Below are 16,606 nucleotides of genomic sequence, written 5' to 3'. Positions count from 1 at the left end.
ATTTAAAGGAATACGATGAGAGTTGGAGAGCTTTACGGCGTAATTTCACTCGTTCTTGCAAAAAATTTTAACTCAGCACCAGACATAACCGATGCTATGAAATTTAGAAAAAGTAATAGCTGGCTGATTCAAAGAGATAGTGAAGCAAATGTTCTTGGAAGTAGGCATTTTTCTAAATTTTTAGCTGGCGAGAGTGTTGCTATAATTAGCGATGACTTTATACATTTAGGTAAATTTCTAAGAGTAAGTCACTATATAAATGGTGCAAATGAGGATCTGACTAAGTTTTACGAAGCGTGTAAATTTGAGCCAAAATTTGGTGAGATAGACTCATTATCAAACCAACTTTTACTCATAGCAAGCGTCTTAAAAAAAGAGCTTGACGAGCAAAATGGTAAATTTTTGATACGCTTTTTAACGGCATATTTTTTGCCCTACGCAACAATAGCGGCAAAAGATATTAGTCAAAATGCTCAAAGTGAGTTTTATAAGGCTCTTGGGTATTTTTTGGACGATTTTTGCGTTGCGCTTTGCGAGATGTTTGGCATAAAGCAAAAATAGTTTATATTTTTTCGTAGCCAAATTGCATTATGGCTAATTTTATGCCCAATACTCCAAAATTTAAAAATTTTAGCTATAATATTTAAAACCTAAAAAGGGCATAAAAAAATGAGTGAAGTTAAAAAGCTTAAAGAGCAGGTTAAGGAATTTTTGCTAACAAGATACAGATTAGGCGGGCTTATAAACTCAGATATAAAAAATCTTAACTTTTATATAAGCGACAAAACCCATAGCATGATAAGCACGATTCACGAGCCTTCTATTTGCATAATCTTACAAGGTGCAAAGTCCGTTAGCTTTGATGATCGGATGTTTGAGTATAACGAAAACACCTATCTTTTAACTCCTACTCACATTCCGCTTAATGTTAGCCTTACAAGAGCGTCAAGTGCCGTTCCTTATGTCTCTTTATCACTTAAATTTAGCCTAGAAGAGGTCTATGAGGTTTTAAAAAATATAGACTTAGATTATAAAATTTTGCAAAAAAACCAAAAAGGTCTGTTTTTATCTGAGCTAAACGATGAGCTTTTAGAGCCAGTTTTAAGACTTGTATTGTTGCTAAAAAAGCCACAAAAAAGCGTAAAATTTCTTGCAGAGTTGGTTAAAAAAGAGATACTTTATTTGCTGGTTACTTGTGAGAAAAGTGGGGCATTTTTGAGGGATTTTGCCTATAAAGGAAGTAGTGCAAATAAAATAAGTCAAGCTGTAAGCTTGATAAAACAAAACTTTAGTGATAAACTTAGTGTCAAAGAGCTTGCAAAGGATTGCGACATGAGCGAAAGCTCATTTTATCAGCATTTTAAGATGATAACATCACTATCTCCGCTTGCATTTCAGAAAAAAATACGCCTTGAAGAGGCTAGAAATTTACTTTGCATGCAAAAGGGCAGTGTATCGCAAGTTGCCTATGATGTGGGATATGAGAGTGCGTCGCAGTTTAGCCGTGAGTATTCACGTATGTTTGGTGTTTCGCCAAAGCAAGATTGCAAAATTTTAAGCTCTAGCCTTGCTTAAATTTAAGCTAGATTTTATAAAATTAATGAAAATAAAAAACAAAAAGGAAATATTATGAAAAAGATGTGGGAAGGTAGATTTAGCGAGGTGAGTGCGAAGCTTTTGGAGGAATTTAACGCGTCAATCGGCTTTGATAAAAATTTATTTGAGCAAGATATAAAAGGTAGCAAAGCACACGCTAAAATGCTAGGAGCACAGGGCATTATAGGTAAAGATGAGAGTGAGAAGATCATAGACGGGCTTGATAGAGTGCTAGATGAGATAAGGCGCGGTGAGTTTGAGTTTAAGATAGAGGATGAAGACATTCATATGAGTGTGGAAAAGCGCCTGAGCGAAATCATCGGCAAGGAGCTTGGAGGCAGGCTTCATACCGCACGAAGCCGAAATGATCAGGTTGCACTTGATTTTCGCCTTTATGTTTTAGAGAAAAACCAAGAAATTTTAAAAAAAGTTAAAGAGCTTGTCGCCACTCTGACTAGCCTATCTAGCAAGCACCTAGATACTCTAATGCCAGGCTTTACGCACCTTCAGCACGCTCAGCCTGTAAGTCTTGCTTATCATTTGATGGCTTATGCGTTTATGTTTAAGCGCGATTTTGAAAGATTTGCTAGCTCTTATGAGCGAAACAACCTTAGCCCGCTTGGCTCAGCCGCCCTTGCTGGCACGCCTCACAAGATAGACCGCGAGATGGTGGCACGCGAGCTTGGTTTTGCTGGTGTTACGCAAAATGCGATGGATAGCGTGTCTGACCGTGATTTTGCGCTGGAGATTTTATTTAACATTAGTGTTTTGATGATGCACGCTTCAAGGCTTTGCGAGGAGCTGATTATTTGGAGTAGTAGTGAGTTTGGCTTTGTAAGCATTAGCGATGCCTACTCGACAGGAAGCTCTATAATGCCACAGAAGAAAAATCCCGATGTAGCCGAGCTTATTCGCGGTAAAACGGGACGCGTAAATGGTAATCTAATCGCGCTTTTAACCACGATGAAGGGCTTGCCACTTGCGTATAATAAAGATATGCAAGAGGATAAGGAAGGTGTTTTTGATAGCGTGGCGACGGCGCTTGCTTCGGTTGAAATTTTAAATGAGATGATAAAAACGGCTAAATTTAATAAAGAAAATATGCTAAGTGCGACAAAAAGAGGGCATTTGAGTGCGACTGATCTTGCTGATTATTTAGTGCGCGAGAAAAATGTTGCGTTTCGTGAGGCGCACTTTATAACGGGTAAGGCGGTCGCAAAGGCTGAGAGCTTGGGCGTGGATCTTAGCGAGCTAGACGGCGAGCAGTTAAGAAGTGTGGATGAAAATCTTGATGAAAATGCTGTGAAATTCCTTGATCTAAACGCATCAAAAGAGGCTAGAACCTCTAAAGGCGGCACCGCAAATGTAAGTGTAAAAGCGCAGATAGATGATATAAAAGCGTGGCTGGAAGTGCTTAAGTAGTAGCTTTTGCAATATTTGCTTTTGCGTGGTGTTAGCCTAGCTATCAACGCCACAAAATTTTATAACCTAAGCGAGCAAAATCACTCGCTTAGATTTTTATGCCTATGCTAGCTTTTTAGCCCAAGCACTTATGCGTTTTGCATACTCTTCATCGCCCTTTATATCTAGCACAAGACCGATAAACTCGCCGTTTGCTTCGCGTGCTAAAGAGGCGTTAAAGCCTGTGTAGTCGCTTCTGTCTTTGCCAACTAGCGTTGCGTTTTTGATCTTTGGTAGAAAATGCACTATACTTTCGGCAAAATGATCACCATGGCGCTCGCGGTTACCAACGCCAAGAAGCGCTACTTTTTTACCTGTAAAATCAAGCTCATCAAGCTCATCAAGCTCATCAAGCTTGTCTTTCCAAGCGGGCGCAAGTTCACCATCGCCGTATGTAGAGCTAGCTAAGATGATAAGCTCAAACCTAGAAATTTTTGCCACATCAGTGTTTTCTATATCAAAAATTTCTGCCCCACCAAGCTCGCTTGCTAAAATTTCGCATGCAGTTTTTGTAAAACCCTTGCCAGTTGCATAAAATATGCCAGTTTTTGCCATTTTGTTCCTTTTGATTTAGTTTTTTGATATGAAATTTTACTTATAATAGCTGAAAATGTAATAAAATTATAACTTATTAAAGGTTTTGTGACTAAACAAAATTTATGCAAAAAAGATATTTGAAGAGTAAAAAGGGCATATTAGCCCTTTAAATTTGTGTTATTAAAATGTGCTCTGTGGGTTTGGTGCAGCATCTGTCCAGCCAAGTTTTGCCCCGCCTAACATATGAAAATGCAAGTGCATAACCTCCTGACCGCCGTTTTCGCCACAGTTTGTCACAAGTCTATAACCACTCTTATCAACACCCATAAGCCTTGCTACACTTTGTATAAAGCTTAACATCTCGCCCATAAGAGCTGGATCCATCTCTTGGATATTTTCAAAGTGTTTTTTTGGGATTATGAGTATATGTATCGGTGCCTTGGGATTTATGTCATGAAAGGCTAGAAATTTGTCATTTTCTAAAACCTTATTGCAAGGTATCTCGCCAGCTACTATCTTTTCAAAAATTGTCATTTTTGCTCCTTTGTTTTTGGTAATTATATCAAAGCGTGCTTAATTTTATGTGCTTTTTAATAAAATTTTACTAAAATCTAACAAAAATTACAAAGGTGGGAAATTGCAAGAGTATGTAGATAAAATCCAAGCTTGTAAAGAGCTTGCGGAGCTTGAAAAACTCAGGGTTGAAATTTTTGGCAAAAAGGGCGTTTTGACTTCACAGTTTGCACTTTTAAAAGATATGGGCGAGGATGAAAAAAAGAGCTTCGCAGCTAAGTTAAATGCTAGCAGAGATGAGCTTAGTGAACTTTTAGAGAGCAGAAAGTCTGGGCTTTTAAAGGGCGAACAAGAGTTGAAAATGAAAAAAGATGCGATTGACATAACGCTATTTAATGAGCCTGTTGCAACTGGTGCTTTACACCCTGTTATGGATGTTATGGATGGGATAATTGAGTATTTTGTATCTCAAAATTTCTCCTTAGAAACTGGTCCGCTTATTGAAGATGACTTTCATAATTTTGAGGCTCTCAATTTGCCAAAATACCATCCAGCCCGTGCCATGCAAGATACTTTTTATCTAAATGACAACAGACTTTTAAGGACACATACAAGCCCGGTTCAAATTCGCAAAATGCTAAACTCAAAGCCACCTATTCGTATGATAGCGCCTGGAACAGTTTTTCGTCGTGATATGGATCTAACGCATACACCGATGTTTCATCAAGTTGAGGGTCTTGTTGTGGAGCAAGGCGATGGTGTAAGTTTTGCAAATTTAAAAAGCATGCTAGAGGGTTTTTTAAAACATATGTTTGGCGATGTAAAAGTGCGATTTCGCCCTAGTTTTTTCCCATTTACAGAGCCTAGTGCTGAGGTTGATATAAGCTGTATTTTCTGCCATGGCGAGGGATGTAGAGTGTGCAAACATACAACATGGCTTGAAGTTTTGGGATGTGGCGTAGTTGATCCAAATGTATTTAAAGCGGTTGGCTATAAGGATGTAAGTGGTTATGCTTTTGGGCTTGGAGTGGAGCGGTTTGCTATGTTGCTTCATAGGGTACCAGACTTGCGTTCGCTTTTTGAGGGAGATTTAAGATTATTGGAGCAATTTAAATGATAATATCAAAACATTGGTTAAACGAATACATCGACTTAAGTGCGATTAGTGGTGAGGAAATTTCAAAGACTTTAAATTCTATCGGGCTTGAGGTTGATAGCTACAAAGAGATAAAAATCCCAAAAACCATAGTTATTGGTTATGTAAAAAGCAAGCAAAAACACCCAGATGCGGATAAGTTAAATGTTTGTGATGTTGATGTTGGTAGCGAGACTTTACAGATAGTTTGTGGAGCAAAAAATGTTGAGTCGGGGCAGTTTGTTGCAGTTGCACTTGTTGGAACGACTATGCCAAATGGGCTTGAGATAAAAAAGGCAAAGCTTCGCGGAGTTGAGAGCTGTGGCATGATATGCAGCTCAACAGAGCTTGGATTAGTAAAGATAAATGACGGAATTATGGTTCTTGATGATAGTATCGGAGAGCTTAAGCTTGGCAAGAGTTTGAGTGAATTTGAGGCTTTTAATGATGTGATTATCGAAGTAGATGTGACTGCTAACAGGGGGGACTGCCAGAGCATAAACGGCATAGCGCGCGATCTTTGCGTGGCTTTTGATCTAAATTTAAAAGAAAATTCCAGATACGATGAGCCTGAAAATTTGCCTGGCATAGGTCGTATAGTTGCCTTAAAGACAGATGAGGGGCTAAAAAGCTCATTTTTATACAAGGCTGTCGAACTAAAGGGACAAATGAGTGAAAATTTACTAACAAAACTTCGCCTTGCGCTAATAGAATGTGAAAAAACAAGCCCTCTTGAAAGAGTGTTAGAATACGCTACCTACAGCACTGGAGTGCTATTTAGAGCGTATGACTTTGCAAAACTTCAAAGTGATGAGCGAGTTAGTTTTGAAATAAAAAAGGGAGAGTTTTCGCAAAGCATAGTAAGCTCAAATGGTAAAATTTTAAGCGTTGCTGGCATTTATCAAGATGATGTTGCAAAGATTGACGATAGCTCAAAGCTTGTTATCATCGAGGCTAATTACAGCGAGCCTGATGTGGTTGCTGAAAGTGTTGCGTTGGATAAAAATATGCCACGAGATGAACATCTTTACCGTGCTAGCCGAGCTAGCCGAGGTAGCGAGCCTACGCTTAGCTATGGTATGGACTATCTTTTTAAGCGGCTTTGCACATTTAAAGAGCTTAGGCTTTATGCTGGAGCTTCTGGCACTGCTATCAAAAAAGAGCAGACTATGCTTAGCTTTTCTACCGCAGATATCAGCCGTATGGTTGGTCAAGAGATAACTAGGGCTGAAATTTTACGCATACTTAAAAAGCTTGGTTTTGAGATAAATTTTAACCAAGAGTCTGAAACATTTAATGTCAAAGTGCCATTTTTCCGCCACGACATACTAAATACCCACGATGTTTGTGAAGAGATTGTGCGTATAGTTGGCATTGATAACATAGCATCAAAACCTTTAAAATTTAGCGAAGAAAATCGCATAAACGATACCTATAAGTCATATAAATTTGCCCTAAATCTGCGTCGCCGTGCAGCTGGAGCGGGCTTTTTTGAAAGCGTGCATTATGTGTTTGACAACTCACAAGAGCTTTTAGATCTTGGCTTTGTACCGTGCAAAACTCAAATTTTAAACCCAATAAACGCAGAGCTAAATATGCTAAGACCGACGCTTGCAAACCATCTTTTAAGCTCGTGCGAGAAAAATATAAAAAATTCTAAAAAATCAGTCAAACTCTTTGAGTATGGTGAAGTTTTCAGTGAAAACGGCAAACAAAGCCATAGGATAGGCTTTGTGATGAGTGGACTAAAGTCAGAGCCAACCCTTTTAAGCGGAGCAAAGCCTGAGGATGTTGATTTCATAAGTTTTGTAAGTGCTGTGCAAAATGCCATAGGTGAGTTTAGCCTAAAGCCAAGCGATGAAATTTCATATCTTAGTCCGTTTGAGCAAGCTAGGATTATTAAAGATGGCATTGATGTGGGATATGTTGGTAGGGTGCATATTAGCTTTGAGAATGCAAGAGATTTGCCTAAAACTTATCTGTGTGAGATAAATTTTGATAGTCTTAAAGATGAGTGCATTAAGGCAAAGCCTTACTCGAAATTTCCTAGTATTTTGCGAGATCTTAGCTTGATAGTGCCTGATGGACTTTGCTTTGCTAAAATTTCAGAGTGTATAAAGTCGTTAAACATCACTCAGCTTAAGGAATTTGCTCCAGTTGATATCTATCGCTCAGCCGACCTTGGCTCAAATGCAAGCGTGGGTGTAAAATTTGTGTTTCAAGATATTGAAAAAACACTAGAAGATAGCGAAGTAGCAGCATTTATGGATAAAATCTTAGATGCTTTAAAGCGTGATTTAAATATAGGATTAAGATGAAAGTTTTTGCATTAAAACAACCGATAAATGCTTCACTAGAGCAAATTTCTACTGATAAATCCATATCACATAGATGTGCTATATTTTCGCTTTTAAGCGATAAACCCAGCATAGTGCGAAACTATTTAAGGGCAGAAGATACGCTAAATAGCCTCGAGATTATTAAAAGCCTTGGCGCAATAGTTAAAGATAATAATTATGAGATAGAGATAACTCCACCTGCTAGTTTGACTGAGCCAAGTGCGGTTTTAGACTGCGGCAACTCAGGAACTGCGATGCGGCTATTTATGGGATTTTTAGCGGCAAGTGATGGCTTTTTTGTCCTAAGCGGTGATAAATATTTAAATCAGCGTCCAATGGCTCGCGTAGGCAAGCCTCTTTCCGCAGTTGGAGCCAAGATAGATGGCGCTAAAAACGGCGATCTTGCACCACTTTGCATAAGGGGCAAAAAACTTGATTATTTTGAGTATCAAAGCCCAGTAGCCTCTGCTCAGATAAAATCAGCCCTTATTTTGGCGGCACTTAAGTCAAATGGATGTAAATTTAGTGAACCAGAGTTAAGTCGTGACCACACAGAGCGAATGCTAAAAGGCATGGGAGCTGAGCTTATCACTGATGGACTAAATTTGGAAGTTAAACCACTTAAAGAGCCTTTAAAACCACTTGAAATAGATGTGCCAAACGACCCAAGCTCGGCATTTTTCTTTGCGGTTGCAGCGACAATTATCCCAAATTCTCACATTGTACTAAAAAATATGCTTTTAAATAAAACTCGCATAGAAGCTTATGAAATTTTACGCAAGATGGGAGCTGATATAAGCTATAAAGTTACTAGTGAAAAGTACGAAAGTATCGGTGAAATCGAGATAAAATACGCTCCGCTTAAAGCTGTTGAGATAAGCGAAAATATCGCTTGGATGATCGATGAGGCGCCAGCCCTTGCCATAGCTTTTGCGTGCGCAAGTGGAACAAGCCGTTTAAAAAATGCAAAAGAGCTTCGCGTTAAGGAGTGTGACCGTATCGCAGTTACGGTAACCGCGCTTAAGGCTTGTGGCATAGAGGCAAATGAACTTGATGATGGATTTGAGATAACTGGTGGTGTGGCAAATTCGGCTATCATTGATAGTCATGGTGATCATCGTATAGCTATGAGTTTTGCGATACTTGGACTAAAATGCGGTATGGTCATTGAAAAAAGCGAGTTTATAGCCACAAGTTTTCCAAATTTTAGTAAAATTTTAAGAGAGCTAGGAGCTAGTGTTGAAGATTGAACTTGCTAGCAGTTATGGCTTTTGTTTTGGAGTAAAAAGAGCGATAAAGATCGCCGAAAATGCAAAAGACGCCGTTACTATCGGTCCTATCATTCATAATAATGATGAGATAAATCGCCTAAATTTAAATTTTAATGTAAAAACTCTTGAGGGCATAGAAGAGATAAAAGATGAGAAAAAGGCGATTATTCGCACGCATGGTATAACAAAGGGCGACTTGGCTGAGCTTCAAAAAAGTGATATTAAGGTCATCGACGCCACTTGTCCTTTTGTTACAAAGCCACAACAAATTTGCGAAAAGATGAGCAAAGATGGCTATGATGTAGTGATTTTTGGCGATGAAAATCACCCTGAGATAAAGGGTGTAAAAAGCTATGCTGTTGCAAATGCATTTGTTGTGCTTGAAGAGAGTGAGCTTGATGGTGTGAAGCTATCTCAAAAAGTTGCTGTCATAAGTCAAACAACTCGCAAAGTTGAGAAATTTATGCAGATTGTAAATTATTTAATGTTGCGTGTAAAAGAGGTGCGCGTTTTTAATACGATTTGTAATGCCACTTTTGAAAACCAAGACGCAGTGAGAGAGCTTTCAAAAAGGGCTGATGTGATGGTTGTTATAGGTGGTAAAAATAGTTCTAATACAAAACAGCTTTATCTCATATCAAAAGAATTTTGCCCTGATAGCTATCTTATAGAAAATGAAGCAGAGCTTAATGCGGCATGGTTTGAGGGTAAAAATCTTTGCGGTATTAGCGCTGGGGCTAGCACTCCTGATTGGATCATACAAAATATCGTCGATAAGATAGAGAATTTTACCCAAAATTCATGAATTTTAAACCAAAAGGGGCTACATGCAAAGCTATGCGCTTATTCTAGCTTGCTTTATCATAGCTTTTTTGCTCTTAAAAAGCCGAAAAAGCGAGCTTGAGATAGCACTTTCAAAGACGCCAAATTTAGCCCTTTTGCTAACAGACAAACATAACCACATAAAATTTATAAATAAAAAATTTGAGAGCATTTTTTCGTTAACTTCAAAAGAATTTATCGGCAAGAGCTTAAACGAACTCCTGGCACGGCTGAGCTTTAATGAGTTAAACCAGCTTTTTACGCTTAATGCCAAAGAGCAAAATCTTCGTGAAGTTGTGATAAAAAAAGATCAAATTTTTCTTCGTTTTCGCCTTTCAAATGTCCTAAAAAACGCTACAAAATTTGAAGGCTATATACTTAGTGTGGCTGATATTACGCATGAAAAAGAGCTAGAGCTTGCTAAGATAAAAAACGAACAAATGTTGCTTTTAAACTCCAAGATGGCGATACTTGGCGAGATGGTGAGTGCCATCTCACATCAGCAACGCAGTCCGCTAAGCTCGCTCATGCTTTGTCTTGATGAGATAGATGAGCTTGCCATGAGCGGGCAGACTAGTGGCATAGACTTGCAAGTAAATCGCGCAAAACAAAGCATACATCTCATAAATGAAACGATCGGTTCGTTTTCTAAATTTTATAAAAATGATGATAGTGTAAGAGATGTTGATGTTTCTCAGATTATTGCAGAGCTGGTGCTTATTATTAAGCCAAAGCTAAATGAGCATGGCATAAAATTAGTTTGCGTGTGCGACAAAACTCAAAAATTTATCACCAAAAGCGTATCATCATACATAAAACAAATTTTACTAAGTCTCATCTCAAATGCAAAAGATGAACTTATAAAATTTACATCACAAAATTTTGAAGCGATACCTGAAATAACGATAAACTTGGAGATGATATCGGATGAAATTTGCATAAGCGTCAGTGATAATGGTGCTGGGATAGATGATGCTAGTCATATCTTTGAGCCATTTTTTACAGATAAGGAAAATGGCACTGGGATGGGGCTTTATGTCGCTTATGAGCTTTCAAAAAAGCTAAATGCTAGACTGAGTTTGCAGAGTGCAAAAACACCAACCAAATTTTGTCTTTTTTTAAAAAAATAGAAAAATTATTTTTTAGTCATACTTTTTAAGTATTATACCGCCATCGGAGAGAAAATGTATAGTAAAATCAAAGAAATTTTAAAAGATGTGAGACTTTTAGTCGTTGATGATGACGATATGCTTAGACAAAGCTTAGAAGTTTCTTTAAAGAGTTATGTTAGCGAAATTTTCCTATGCAAAAATGCTGCTGATGCGCTTGAATGCTTTAAGAAAAATAGCCCAAATTTAATACTTTCAGATATCCAAATGCCAAAAATTAACGGCATACAGATGGCTCAGATTATAAGAAAAGATGATGAAAATGTGCCTATTATATTTCTTACAGCATTTGATAGTGACGAAAATATGCTAGGTGCTTTGGAGCTAAAAAGCCAAGCTGTGCTTAAAAAGCCATTTGATAAGCGTGAGCTTGTGATGAGTTTAAGCTTTGCTGCTAATAAATTTCAAAATGACTTTGCTAGTGTAAATTTGCAAAATGGTTTTACATTTAATGCAATGACTATGGAGCTTTTTAAAGATCACGAGCTTGTAGCGCTAACAAAAAAAGAGCAAAAACTACTTCATCTTTTGCTAAAAAACCAATCAAGAATGGTAAATTTTGAGATGATAGAAAACTATGTGTGGTGTAGTGATGGCTGTACACCAGATACGATACGAAATTTCGTTCATAAGCTTCGTAAAAAACTCTATCCAGAACTTATACAAAGCTGTCATGGATGAGGATATACGCTTAGTTTAAAGCATGAAAATTTACGCACTGTTTCAAATATTAGCTATATTTAATAAAAAATTATATTTTAATCATATTTTTTCATTATAATTGCTTAAATTTTTAAAGGAGATATATGAAAAAGCTTGTAATGTCCGCTCTTTTGGCATGTTTTTTATATGCTGATGGCGAGGTTTATTCTGATGTTGTTAAGCCAGTTTTTGCTGATGCGACATCTAAAACATCAATAGGTAGGCTGCTTCCAACAAATGCAGTCAAAATTTTAGAAAAATCTGGCGATAGAGTAAAGATAGAAGTTAGTGGCTATCAAAATCCAGCTGTGCCAAATGTCATCTATTTTAGCGACTCCGAGCGTGTTTTTACACTAGCTTTCGCAAAGACAGCCGAGTTTAAAACCCAGCTTGTTAAAAAGGGTGAAAACGGTAGGTGGGATATGGTAAAAACCACTGTATTTACGACCGATAGTGACTTTTATAATGATGTAAAACCTATGCTAACTCGTGCTGAAGAGCTATATAAAAATAGCTGTGGTGTATGTCATAAACTACATGACGCAAACCACTACAAAGCAAACCAATGGCCAAGCTTGTTTAAGTCTATACTAAGCAGAACAGCGATAGATAAAAAAGATGAGTGGCTTGTTATTGAATATCTACAAAAAAACTCATCTGATGTGAATATAAAATAAAGGAGAAAATATGCAAAGACGAACTGTATTAAAAGGCATGGCAAGTTTGCCGCTACTTTCAGGCGTAACAGCTACAAATTTGATGGCTAATGAAGCTAAAAAGTCGCTTATAAAAAATGGCAAAGTTCTTACTGCGGCGCACTGGGGTATGCTGGATGTTGAGGTTAAGGATGGTAAAATTTTAGGCTCAAGGCCATATCAAAAAACAAGTGAAATTTACAATGCACTTCAGTACTATACTCACGACATGGTTTATAAAACTCGCATAAAGTATCCTATGGTGCGAAAAAGCTACCTTGAAAATCCAGATAATCCAAAGCCAGAGCTTCGCGGCAAGGATGAGTGGGTTAGAGTAAAGTATGAGGACGCTATAAAGCTTGTGGCTAGAGAGCTTAAAAAAACAAGAGAACAAAAAGGCAATCAAAGTGTATTTGCGGGAAGCTATGGTTGGAAGTCAAGCGGAAATGTGCATAATAGTAGAATTTTGCTCCAGCGCTTTATGAACCTTAGCGGCGGTTTTGTAGGAGATCTAGGGGACTACTCAACTGGTGCAAGTCAGGTTATCATGCCACATGTTATGGGAAGTATTGAAGTTTATGAGCAGCAAACTAGCTGGCCTGTCGTGCTTGAAAACTCAAAAGTTGTTGTAATGTGGGGCATGAACCCGCTTGCTACACTTCGTATAGCATGGACTAGTGCTGATGAGCATGGATTTAAATACTTTGAAGAGCTTAAAAAGCGTAAAGATATTGAAGTTATTATCATCGATCCTATACGCAGTGATACGGTAAAATTCTTTGATAAAGCAAAACATATAAGACCAGTGCCAAATACCGACACAGCAATGATGTTAGGCATGATGCACCACCTATATACAAGTGGTAAGTATGATAAAGAATTTATGGCTGGCTACACTTATGGATTTGATAAATTTCTGCCTTATTTGCTTGGTCAAACAGATAAAACGCCAAAGTCGCCTGAGTGGGCAGCTAAAATTTGCGGTATAGATGCTAAGCTTATAAAATCACTAGCTGAGAAATTTGTAAGTAATCGCACTATGCTAATGTCAGGTTGGGGTATGCAAAGAGCTCATCACGGCGAGCAACCACACTGGGCACTTGTAACGCTTGCTTCAATGATCGGTCAGATAGGTCTTGCTGGTGGTGGATTTGGTCTTAGCTATCACTACTCAAACGGTGGCGTGCCTACTTGCAAGGGCGGTGTTATCGGCGGTGTTAATGCTGCAAGTGTGGGTATATTTAATGACAAGGGTGAGTTTATCGGTACAGCTGATAGCGAGATAAAAGATGGCAAGTTTGTAAAAAAAGCGGTTACGGCTGGCGAAGATGTCCCTGCGTGGCTTATAAAAACAACAGAATTTGCTTTCCCTGTTGCTCGTATAGCTGACGCTTTGCTAAACCCAGGAAAAGTTATAGATCATAACGGCAAAAAGATAACTTACCCTGATATAGACTTTATCTACTGGGTGGGTGGTAACCCTCTTGTTCATCATCAAGATACAAATACAAATTTAAAAGCATGGAGAAAGCCAAGAACAGTTGTTGTAAATGAGCCATACTGGACACCAACAGCAAAAATGGCAGATATAGTTTTCCCTACAACTACATCTTATGAGCGTAACGATATTACGATGACGGGGGATTATTCAAACATGAATATCGTTCCTATGAAGCAAGTAGTTGATAAATTTGAAGAGTCAAAAGATGATTATCAAATTTTCTCCGACCTATGCAAAGCATATGCAAAAGACCTTGTTTTAGCATACACAGAAAACGGTAAAGAGGAATTTGACTGGATAAAAGAGTATTATGACGCTACTTACGAGCAGGTAAATTCTATACCTGACTTTATCCATGAGATGAAGCCATTTAACGAGTTTTGGGCAACAAACAAGCCTGTTACATTTAGTTCTACGCCTGAGAGTGATGCATGGATAAGATATGGTGAGTTTAGAGAAGACCCTATCCTAAATGCACTAGGAACACCGTCTGGTCTTATCGAAATTTATTCAGATACGATTGAAAAGATGGGTTATGATGACTGCAAGGCGCACCCTATGTGGTTTGAGCCAATTGAATGGCTTGGCATGAAGGATAAGCCAGCGGAATTTCACATGCTAAGCCCACATCCAACGAATCGTTTGCACTCACAGCTTAGCCATACAAGCTTGCGCGATGAGTACGCAGTAGCAAACCGCGAGCCAGTTTGGATAAATACAAAAGATGCGAAAGCAAAAGGCATTAAAAACGGCGATTTGGTTCGTGTGTTTAATGTTAGAGGCGAAGTTTTGGCTGGTGCTGTTGTGACTGATGATGTTATGCCCAGCGTTATAAAGCTTTGCGAGGGCGCTTGGTATGATGGCTTTGATAGTGGAATTTGCAAAAATGGCTCACCAAATGTCCTAACTATCGACATCCCAACATCAAAGCTAGCAAATGGAAACATTAGCCATACAGCTTTGGTAAATATCGAGAAATTTAAGGGCAAAGCTCCTGAGCTAACAGCTTTTAAAGATCCTAAAATCGTAAGATAATCCCACTGCCCCGCCGCTCACTATGGTGGGGCAAATTTAAATAAAATTTCTACACCAAACTAAATTTTTACTAAAATTTCAACCTAAAATAAGCCTTTTTTAAATATAATAGGTCACTTTGTCATACGACAATAAAAAATTTAAAAGGATCAAGATGGCTGTGAACAGAAGCGTTCAGATTGAAGCAAATGAAGAAGAAGATTTTGCTGCGATGTTAGAGGAGTCCTTCAAAAGGACTGAAGAGGATAGCGAAGGCGTTATCGTTGGTATTAAGGGCGATGTTGCTACGGTAAATATAGGCATAAGAGGCGATAAAGAGCTTGCTTTGTCTGAGATTACTGATGCAAGCGGTAAGCTGCTATATAATGTTGGTGATAAGATAAAAGTTGTCATCACTGGTCGTGGTCAGGTTTCGCATAAAAAAGCCCTGCGCAAAGAGAAAGTTAAGGCTTACATAGATGCCTATAACCCTGAAAATCAAGACGAGATCGAAGTTAAAATCGTTGGTAAAAACAAGGGTGGATTTATAGCAACTGACGAAAATGGAGTAGAATTTTTCCTACCAAAAACTCAAAGTGGCTTTAAAAATGCTAATGACATAGTTGGCAAGAGCTATAAAGTAAGGGTTATAAAGGTAGATAAAGAGGAGCAAAGCATCATCGTTTCTCGTAAGAAAATTCTAGACGATGACCGCAAAAAGCGCAAAGAAGCACTCTCTAATATAGTTGATAACGCTGATGTTATGGAGGGCGTGATTAAAAAGATCACAACTTACGGTATGTTTGTTGATGTGGGCGGTGTTGATGGCTTGGTTCATTACAGCGAGATAAGCTACAAAGGTCCAGTTAATCCTAGCACGATATATAAAGAGGGTGATAAAGTAGCCGTAAAAGTAGTAAGCTATGACAATGAAAAGCGCCATCTGTCGCTATCTATCAAAGCTGCTATGCCAGATCCTTGGGATGAGATCAAGGATGGACTAGAAGTGGGAGATACTATCAAGGTTATTGTTAGTAATATCGAGCCATATGGTGCATTTGTTGATCTTGGAAATGACATCGAGGGCTTTTTGCATATATCTGAAATTTCATGGGATAAAAATATCAAAAATCCAAAAGACCACATCACAGAGGGTGAGGAGATAGATGTTGAAGTTATTGAAATTAGTGCAAAAGATCGAAGATTACGCGTTAGCCTTAAAAATTTACTTCCAAAGCCATTTGATGAATTTAAAGCAAAATTTAAAGAGGGTGATGTAGCAAAAGGCGTAGTTACGACTACTACTGCATTTGGCGCGTTTGTTCGTATTGATTGCGTTGAGGGCTTGTTGCATAATGAAGATGCTTCTTGGGACAGAAATGACAAGTGTAAGGATTTGTTTAAAGTAGGCGATGAGGTTGAAGTTAAGATCGTAAAGATAGATGATAAAGAGCAGAAAATTTCTCTTAGCCTAAAAGAGTTAAAGCAAAGTCCAGTTCAAGAATTTACTAAAAAACACAGTGTTGGTGAAGCTGTAAAAGGTAAAATTCGTGATATAAAAGACTTTGGTGTATTTGTTGAGCTTGGCGAGAATGTTGATGCACTTATACGCAAAGAAGATCTTGGCAATGTTGATGTCAGTACGCTAAATATAGGCGATGAGATAGAGGCTAGCATAGCTTTTATAGATGAGAAGAAAAATCGCATCCGCCTTAGCATACGCCAGCTTGCAAGAGCAAAAGAGCGCGAAGTGCTAAATGAGATAAACAGTGACGACAAGGTAACACTTGGCGACATTATAAAAGAGCAATTAAAATAAATTTGCATGGGCAAGCACACTTTACTAGCAGT

14 protein-coding genes are annotated in these 16,606 nt (G+C 38.2%); 12 read left to right on the top strand and 2 right to left on the bottom strand.

The window, feature by feature from the left end:
- Positions 1-15 precede the first annotated feature (15 nt).
- The 3 genes from LQV35_RS04735 to argH all read left to right on the top strand — a co-directional run bounded on the left by LQV35_RS04735 (position 16) and on the right by argH (position 3,018).
- Positions 16-561: a hypothetical protein gene (locus LQV35_RS04735; RefSeq protein ID WP_230056699.1), complete on the top strand. Its 546-nt coding sequence runs from the start codon at positions 16-18 to the stop codon at positions 559-561.
- A 108-nt stretch (positions 562-669) separates the two neighbouring features.
- Positions 670-1,575: an AraC family transcriptional regulator gene (locus LQV35_RS04730; protein WP_230056698.1), complete on the top strand. Its 906-nt coding sequence runs from the start codon at positions 670-672 to the stop codon at positions 1,573-1,575.
- Positions 1,576-1,629: 54 nt separating this feature from the next.
- Positions 1,630-3,018, top strand: a complete 1,389-nt coding sequence (argH, locus tag LQV35_RS04725; RefSeq protein WP_230056697.1) for an argininosuccinate lyase — start codon at positions 1,630-1,632, stop codon at positions 3,016-3,018.
- A gap of 102 nt (positions 3,019-3,120) precedes the next feature.
- Here argH and LQV35_RS04720 read toward each other — a convergent pair whose 3' ends face one another.
- On the bottom strand, positions 3,121-3,612 hold the full coding sequence (locus LQV35_RS04720) for a flavodoxin domain-containing protein (protein ID WP_230056696.1): 492 nt from the start codon (positions 3,610-3,612) through the stop codon (positions 3,121-3,123).
- 162 nt (positions 3,613-3,774) lie between these two features.
- Positions 3,775-4,128, bottom strand: coding sequence for a histidine triad nucleotide-binding protein (locus LQV35_RS04715; RefSeq protein WP_230056695.1), 354 nt, complete (start codon positions 4,126-4,128; stop codon positions 3,775-3,777).
- 103 nt (positions 4,129-4,231) lie between these two features.
- Here LQV35_RS04715 and pheS point away from each other — a divergent pair, with 103 nt between their 5' ends.
- The 9 genes from pheS to LQV35_RS04670 all read left to right on the top strand — a co-directional run bounded on the left by pheS (position 4,232) and on the right by LQV35_RS04670 (position 16,574).
- Entirely contained in the window at positions 4,232-5,224 is a 993-nt protein-coding gene (pheS, locus tag LQV35_RS04710) for a phenylalanine--tRNA ligase subunit alpha (RefSeq protein ID WP_230056694.1), read from the top strand.
- Positions 5,221-7,560 carry a phenylalanine--tRNA ligase subunit beta gene (pheT, locus tag LQV35_RS04705; RefSeq protein ID WP_230056693.1) on the top strand — a complete coding sequence of 780 codons (2,340 nt, stop codon included), beginning with the start codon at positions 5,221-5,223 and terminating at the stop codon, positions 7,558-7,560. The genes pheS and pheT overlap by 4 nt, the downstream gene beginning before the upstream one ends.
- Positions 7,557-8,831: a 3-phosphoshikimate 1-carboxyvinyltransferase gene (gene aroA / locus LQV35_RS04700; protein WP_230056692.1), complete on the top strand. Its 1,275-nt coding sequence runs from the start codon at positions 7,557-7,559 to the stop codon at positions 8,829-8,831. The genes pheT and aroA overlap by 4 nt, the downstream gene beginning before the upstream one ends.
- Positions 8,821-9,657: a 4-hydroxy-3-methylbut-2-enyl diphosphate reductase gene (locus tag LQV35_RS04695; RefSeq protein WP_230056691.1), complete on the top strand. Its 837-nt coding sequence runs from the start codon at positions 8,821-8,823 to the stop codon at positions 9,655-9,657. Before aroA ends, LQV35_RS04695 begins: the two co-directional genes overlap by 11 nt.
- 22 nt (positions 9,658-9,679) lie before the next feature.
- Positions 9,680-10,804 (top strand): ATP-binding protein, encoded by a 1,125-nt coding sequence (locus LQV35_RS04690; RefSeq protein ID WP_230056690.1) that lies wholly within the window; start codon positions 9,680-9,682, stop codon positions 10,802-10,804.
- A 54-nt stretch (positions 10,805-10,858) separates the two neighbouring features.
- On the top strand, positions 10,859-11,524 hold the full coding sequence (locus LQV35_RS04685; RefSeq protein ID WP_230056689.1) for a response regulator transcription factor: 666 nt from the start codon (positions 10,859-10,861) through the stop codon (positions 11,522-11,524).
- A 125-nt stretch (positions 11,525-11,649) separates the two neighbouring features.
- Positions 11,650-12,222, top strand: coding sequence for a cytochrome C (locus LQV35_RS04680; RefSeq protein WP_230056688.1), 573 nt, complete (start codon positions 11,650-11,652; stop codon positions 12,220-12,222).
- Between the two features lie 10 nt (positions 12,223-12,232).
- Positions 12,233-14,776 (top strand): molybdopterin-dependent oxidoreductase, encoded by a 2,544-nt coding sequence (locus LQV35_RS04675; protein ID WP_230056687.1) that lies wholly within the window; start codon positions 12,233-12,235, stop codon positions 14,774-14,776.
- A 154-nt stretch (positions 14,777-14,930) separates the two neighbouring features.
- Positions 14,931-16,574 (top strand): 30S ribosomal protein S1, encoded by a 1,644-nt coding sequence (locus LQV35_RS04670; RefSeq protein WP_230056686.1) that lies wholly within the window; start codon positions 14,931-14,933, stop codon positions 16,572-16,574.
- Positions 16,575-16,606: the final 32 nt, after the last annotated feature.

This window comes from Campylobacter suis, assembly GCF_905120475.1.
Classification (GTDB): domain Bacteria; phylum Campylobacterota; class Campylobacteria; order Campylobacterales; family Campylobacteraceae; genus Campylobacter_A; species Campylobacter_A suis.
This window is presented reverse-complemented; position numbering and strand designations above follow the sequence as displayed.

Excerpts from the sequence above, each read along its gene's own strand:
- aroA (WP_230056692.1), top strand. The coding sequence starts at position 7,557 with ATGAAAGTTTTTGCATTAAAACAACCGATAAATGCTTCACTAGAGCAA.
- LQV35_RS04675 (WP_230056687.1), top strand. The coding sequence starts at position 12,233 with ATGCAAAGACGAACTGTATTAAAAGGCATGGCAAGTTTGCCGCTACTT.
- LQV35_RS04730 (WP_230056698.1), top strand. The coding sequence starts at position 670 with ATGAGTGAAGTTAAAAAGCTTAAAGAGCAGGTTAAGGAATTTTTGCTA.
- LQV35_RS04680 (WP_230056688.1), top strand. The coding sequence starts at position 11,650 with ATGAAAAAGCTTGTAATGTCCGCTCTTTTGGCATGTTTTTTATATGCT.
- argH (WP_230056697.1), top strand. The coding sequence starts at position 1,630 with ATGAAAAAGATGTGGGAAGGTAGATTTAGCGAGGTGAGTGCGAAGCTT.
- LQV35_RS04690 (WP_230056690.1), top strand. The coding sequence starts at position 9,680 with ATGCAAAGCTATGCGCTTATTCTAGCTTGCTTTATCATAGCTTTTTTG.
- LQV35_RS04685 (WP_230056689.1), top strand. The coding sequence starts at position 10,859 with ATGTATAGTAAAATCAAAGAAATTTTAAAAGATGTGAGACTTTTAGTC.
- LQV35_RS04735 (WP_230056699.1), top strand. The coding sequence starts at position 16 with ATGAGAGTTGGAGAGCTTTACGGCGTAATTTCACTCGTTCTTGCAAAA.
- LQV35_RS04670 (WP_230056686.1), top strand. The coding sequence starts at position 14,931 with ATGGCTGTGAACAGAAGCGTTCAGATTGAAGCAAATGAAGAAGAAGAT.
- LQV35_RS04720 (WP_230056696.1), bottom strand. The coding sequence starts at position 3,612 with ATGGCAAAAACTGGCATATTTTATGCAACTGGCAAGGGTTTTACAAAA.
- pheT (WP_230056693.1), top strand. The coding sequence starts at position 5,221 with ATGATAATATCAAAACATTGGTTAAACGAATACATCGACTTAAGTGCG.
- LQV35_RS04715 (WP_230056695.1), bottom strand. The coding sequence starts at position 4,128 with ATGACAATTTTTGAAAAGATAGTAGCTGGCGAGATACCTTGCAATAAG.